Here is a 2,932-nt window from a genome sequence, read left to right as displayed (position 1 = left end):
AAATGTGGGAGCTGGCTTGCCTGCGATGGCATCTCCTCGGTGTGTCTGATGTACCGAGTTGTCTGCATCGCAGGCAAGCCAGCTCCCACAGAAAAGCAGCTCTGCTTTCGCTCTGGTTTTTGATTTGGCTTTTAACACTCGATTTTTGGTTATTAATAAATAGCTTCTTATTCCTTAACGAATATATACCCCGTGCCTATACTGACCCACAACGTTAAACGCTGCAGGAGGGCACACCCATGCACAGCGAGTCGATTCGTTATCTGATCGTGCCGGGCTGGCAAGGATCGCCAGAAGATCATTGGCAAAGTCATTGGCAGAACAGCCTGCCCAACAGCGCGCGCGTGGAGCAGGCCGACTGGCTCACCCCACGCCGCGAAGACTGGGTGGCCGCCCTGGCCGAAGCCATCGCCGCCGACAGCACCCCGGTGATTCTGATCGCCCACAGCCTGGGCTGCATCACCGTCGCCCATTGGGCGGCCACCGCACCGGTGCAGTTCCTGCGTCAGGTACGCGGCGCCCTGCTGGTGGCCCCGGCCGATGTCGAACGCCCTGCCTGCGCACCCGCCCTGCGTAACTTTGCGCCAATCCCCAGCCACCTGTTGCCCTTCCCAAGCCAGGTCGTCAGCTCCGACAACGACAGCGCCGTCAGCGCCACCCGCGCCCTGGAACTGGCACGTAACTGGGGCGCCGAAGCAGGAATTCTCGCGGGCGCCGGGCACATCAACGTGAAGTCCGGCCATCAACGCTGGGAACAGGGTTTCGCCTACCTCTATCGCCTGCAAAATCGCCTGGAACATCACTCCCGGCGCCGTGCATAAAATTTTTTAAACGCCCCTTCCCCTTCGTGGATGGGGCGGGAGCCTGCCATGAGCCTGCATGAAACCTTCGGTCAGCCCCTGCTGACCTTCCCCGACGCCGAAAAAAGCCCCCTGAGCATTCGTGCCAAGGCGCTGGTGTTTGTCGACCCGCGTTCGCGGCAACTGCGCGAAGACCTCGAAAACCTCGCCCCCCGTGCCTTGCCCGTGTTGATCCGCGGCGAAACCGGCAGCGGCAAGGAGTTGCTCGCCCGGCATATCCACCGTGGCAGCGACCGCACCGGCCTGTTTGTCTCGGTGAATTGCGGCGCCATCAGCCCGACATACGCCGACGCCGAACTGTTCGGCTACGCCGCAGGCAGCCACAGCGGCGCAGCCAGCAGCCGCGCCGGCTGGTTTGGCTCGGCCAACGGCGGCACGTTGTACCTGGATGAAATCGGCGACTTGCCGCTGCCAATCCAGGTCAAGCTGCTGGCGGCGCTGGAAAACCACGAAGTCACCCGCGTCGGCGCCCATCAGCCAAGCCCGGTGGATGTGCGGCTGGTGGCGGCCACCAGCATCGACCTCGCCCAGGCCGTGGCGGCCGGCAAGTTTCATGAGCGCCTGTTCCATTACCTCAGCGAAGGCCAACTGGAGCTGCCCGCACTGCGCGAGCGGGTGGGCGACATCCTGTCACTGGCCGAATATTTCCTCGGCATCTACAGCCAGCGCCTCGACCTGCCGGTGCCGCTGATCAGCGACGAAGCCCAGCGCGTGCTGGAGCATCATAGCTGGCCGGGCAACACCCGGGAGTTGGAGAACGTGATTCACTTTGCCTTGCTGGTCAGCAGTGGCGACGAGATTCTGCCTGAGCATTTGAACCTGCCCGTGGCGGGTTCGCCTGTGGAGCAGGTGCGGCGAATTCTTGGCCACGCCAGCGCCGCCGAGGTTGAAGCCCTCAAAAGCTATCTTAAAGAACACGTTGTTTTGTAGGAGCCCGGCTTGCCGGCGATGGCGTCCTCAGGGGCATCGCAAGGCTCAAGACCGCCATCGCCGGCAAGACGGGCTCCTGCATGAACAAAATGGAATATCAAAGTGAATAAAAAGTATTGTTCTGGAATAAAAAACCTCGGTATTGTCCGCTCCACGCCGCGATAGCACTTCGCTGGCATCCACTAAAAAAGCGGCCGTCCCAGACGACCCGGATTTTCGATAAGGACACTGCATGAAAAAGGTTCTGTTGTTTACCGCACTGGCGGCTGCCCTGACTGCAAGCTTCGCCCAGGCCAACGAGAAACTGGTGGTAGCCGCTACCCCGATCCCGCACGCCGAGATCCTTGAGCTGGTCAAGCCGACCCTGGCCAAAGAAGGCGTGGACCTGGAAATCAAAGTCTTCACCGACTACGTACAACCGAACGTACAGGTGGCCGAGAAGCGTCTGGACGCCAACTACTTCCAGACCCTGCCGTACCTGGAAAACTTCAACAAGGGTAAAGGCACCAACCTGGTCACCGTAGTGGGTGTGCACGTTGAACCCTTCGGCGGCTACTCGAAAAAAATCAAAAACATCTCTGAGCTCAAAGATGGCGCCACCGTGGCCATCCCGAACGAAGGCAGCAACTCCGGCCGTGCCCTGCTGCTGCTGCAAAAGGCTGGCGTGATCACTCTGAAAGACCCGACCAACGCCCTGGCCACGCCGAAAGACATCGCCAGCAACCCGAAAAACCTGAAATTCAAAGAGCTGGAATCGGCGCTGCTGCCACGCGTCCTGGACCAGGTTGACCTGGACCTGATCAACACCAACTACGCCCTGGAAGCCGGCCTGAACCCGGCCAAGGACGCGTTGATCATCGAAGACGCCAAGTCGCCGTACGTGAACTTCCTGGTTGCCCGCCCGGACAACAAGGACAGCGACGCGATCCAGAAGCTGGCCAAAGCCCTGACCAGCCCTGAAGTGAAAGCTTTCATCGAGAAGAAATACAACGGCGCGGTCGTGCCGGCGTTCTGATCGAACCCAAAAACCTCCTTCAAGGTTTAAACGCCGACGGCTTCTACAGCGTCGGCGTTTTTTATGGCTGGAACACAATCGAAATGTGGGAGCGGGCTTGCTCGCGAATGCGGTGGGTCAGCCAACA

The 2,932-nt window shown here is 60.2% G+C and carries 3 protein-coding genes; all 3 read left to right on the top strand.

Features of this window, described 5'->3' with window-relative positions:
• The first annotated feature begins 239 nt into the window (after nt 1–239).
• The 3 genes from HX873_RS21265 to HX873_RS21255 all read left to right on the top strand — a co-directional run bounded on the left by HX873_RS21265 (nt 240) and on the right by HX873_RS21255 (nt 2,805).
• Nucleotides 240–821 carry an alpha/beta hydrolase gene (locus tag HX873_RS21265; protein WP_003211820.1) on the top strand — a complete coding sequence of 194 codons (582 nt, stop codon included), beginning with the start codon at nt 240–242 and terminating at the stop codon, nt 819–821.
• Nucleotides 822–869: 48 nt separating this feature from the next.
• Nucleotides 870–1,790, top strand: a complete 921-nt coding sequence (locus HX873_RS21260; RefSeq protein WP_177040723.1) for a sigma 54-interacting transcriptional regulator — start codon at nt 870–872, stop codon at nt 1,788–1,790.
• A gap of 232 nt (nt 1,791–2,022) precedes the next feature.
• Nucleotides 2,023–2,805 (top strand): MetQ/NlpA family ABC transporter substrate-binding protein, encoded by a 783-nt coding sequence (locus HX873_RS21255; protein ID WP_063033612.1) that lies wholly within the window; start codon nt 2,023–2,025, stop codon nt 2,803–2,805.
• Nucleotides 2,806–2,932: the final 127 nt, after the last annotated feature.

The sequence above is a fragment of the Pseudomonas sp. P7758 genome (assembly GCF_013386485.1).
Lineage (GTDB): Bacteria > Pseudomonadota > Gammaproteobacteria > Pseudomonadales > Pseudomonadaceae > Aquipseudomonas.
Note: the sequence above shows the minus strand (reverse complement) of the source record. Positions and strands in the feature narration are given on the sequence as shown.